The sequence below is a fragment of the uncultured Campylobacter sp. genome, assembly GCF_938045535.1.
GTDB lineage: Bacteria > Campylobacterota > Campylobacteria > Campylobacterales > Campylobacteraceae > Campylobacter_B.
Genome location: NZ_CALIMQ010000282.1, coordinates 1 through 2,093 on the forward strand (window position 1 = coordinate 1; position 2,093 = coordinate 2,093).

Annotated in this window: 1 protein-coding gene; it reads left to right on the plus strand. The window is 44.8% G+C overall.

What is annotated here, in order from left to right:
* The coding region (locus Q0095_RS08690) for a hypothetical protein (RefSeq protein WP_297883149.1) at positions 1-2,093 on the plus strand (2,093 nt) is incomplete at both ends.

Below are 2,093 nucleotides of genomic sequence, written 5' to 3' on the forward strand. Positions count from 1 at the left end.
ACGACGATAGCAGGAGACGTCTTTGCGGGCTACGCCACAAGCGGCAGCGTCGAAAATAGTAACGTAAATTTTAGAGGCGGCACTATAAGCGGTACAATCTACGGCAGCAATAAGCCTACGGATAAAACTAATACCTTACATATCGAAAATTGGGTCGGCGGCGGCGTGAAAAAAGCCAAGGATATTAAAAATTTCGGCTCTATAAATTTTCATGATCTATATTCTACTACCGAAGCTGATGCGCCGCTTACTCTAACTACTAATGGCAATACAAATTTAAACGGCACAAAGATAGAGGGTATAAAATCAGATCTTGGCGAAGGAAAGTACTATCTGATCCACAACTCTGGCGGCGGCACGATCACCAGAGCCGCACAAACCGTGCAAGATAATCAAATTTATACGATTACGGACAAAGATCACTATCAGATCACCGGCACCACGATCGAAGTCGAAAACAATAAGAATTTAATCATGCAAAAGGGCACGCTAACTCGCTCTTGGATAGACCCCAATTTCGATCAAAGCGAGCTAATGCAAAATCAAAATTCTAACAAAGCTGCGGGCGCTACTGAGTTATTCGGCAATAAAGGAAACACCGTAATAGTAAAGGAGAATGCAGGCAATCTAGGCGGCAAAAACATAAGCTCGGGCAGAGATGACGCTACCGACGGAAGCAATAGCGTCCACGATAACTACGCCAAGATCAATGGCGGAAGCAACATAGGCGAGATCGACGGAGGATATTCAAATTCCGCTACCCCGCAAGAAATTTATAATAACCATGTAACTTTCGAAGCAAGCGGAATAGACGTGGGGTATGTAAATGCGGGCATCACTCATAGCAGTAGCGGCGGCGGCAACGTCCACGATAATAGCGTAACTACGAATGCTACAATAATCCGCAATAATATTTACGGCGGCAATACTAGCAACGGAGAAGCCAAATCCAATATCGTAACTATAAATAACGGCAGCGTAGGAGCAATGGCGGTAGGCGGCAAGGGCAACAGCGCGATTTCCAACACTATCACTCTTAACTCGGTAAACGTAGGCGGAAGCGTATACGGCGGAAAGACTAGCGGCGCTGCCTCCTCCAACACTGTAAATTTAAACGGCAACACGCAAGTTGCTGGCAACGTCTACGCGGCGGAAGCCGCTAGCGGCAGCAACAACGTAGTAAATTTCAGAAGCGGCAGCGTAGCAGGCACGATATACGGTGTATCTAGTGCAAACGCTAGCAATTCTGGCAATAGCCTAAATATCCTATCTTCAAACTCAGGCAATGGCCTAAATGCAGGGAATTTTGCGAATTTCAATAAATTGGAATTTAACTTAGCCTCACTTGGCGAGATTAAAAATGATGCTTCATCAAGTACCAAAAGAGCTTTAAGCTTAACCGGCTCCGGCAATACCGACCTAAGCGGTACCGATATATTTGTAAATTCCGCAAGCGAATTTAACGCTTTAAATAATGCAAGCTATCCAGATGGCGACAATAAGAAATATACCCTTGCCTATAAAAGTGGAGGCGGTAAATTTACCGGATACGATCCGCGCTTTAAAGACAAGGGCTACGTAACTCAGCTAAATAAAAACTATGTCATAAAGGATGCCGATACCTTTAGTAGAAACATAGGCGGTATGCATATAAGCGAGGATGAGCGGGAGCTTTATATCCAAAAGCTTATTAAGACTAACGAGAGCATAAATGGGGATTTCGATGCGGATGAGCTGCAGAAGTATCTTGGTGCCGGCGGTCTTAACGGAAACAACATAGATATAGGCAAGGCTGGAGAGGATAAGAATTTTAACGCTAGAAATATCCACGCAGCAGGCGCAAATAATACGTTAAATTTCATCAGCGGTCATAATGTAGGCGTAATAAGCGCAAGCGGTGGCGGCAACACCCTTAACATAGGAGCTAGCAATAGCTCTCCTGCGGCAGTAAATTCCTTAAGCGCTAAAAACATTAGCGGCTTTGACAGGCTAAACTTCTTTCTTCCTAACTCTATTAGAGCAGGCGATAGCGTACTTACCCTAAGCGACCCTACTGCCAATACCAATCTAAGCAACGTAAGCAATATCACGGC